1 protein-coding gene is annotated in these 287 nt (G+C 60.6%); it reads right to left on the bottom strand.

Features of this window, described 5'->3' with window-relative positions; genetic code table 11:
- On the bottom strand, positions 1-287 hold a 287-nt coding region (locus BV453_RS01680; protein ID WP_249520714.1), incomplete at both ends, for an NTP transferase domain-containing protein.

Here is a 287-nt window from a genome sequence, read left to right as displayed (position 1 = left end):
GTCGCCGTTCATCCACAGCACGCCACCGTTGGCGGATGCGCGCAGGGCTCGCAGCAGGCTCTTGGACGTGTTGGTCACGTCGTACTGCTCGTTGTAGACGAAGGATGCCTGTGGGAACGCCTCGATGATGTGCTCGAGCTTGTAGCCCACAACGATGGTGACCTTGGTCTTCTTGCCGAAGGCGTGCTCGATGTTGTCGAACTGCTGCTGCATGATCGTGCGGCCGTCATTGAGTTCGGTCAAAGGTTTGGGCAGTGAGCGGCCGAGGCGGCTGCCCATTCCTGCTG

The organism is Microbacterium sp. ER1 (genome assembly GCF_023383675.1).
Taxonomy (GTDB): domain Bacteria; phylum Actinomycetota; class Actinomycetes; order Actinomycetales; family Microbacteriaceae; genus Microbacterium.
The sequence above is the reverse complement of the archived record's forward strand: the minus strand, read 5'-3'. Positions and strand labels throughout refer to the sequence as shown.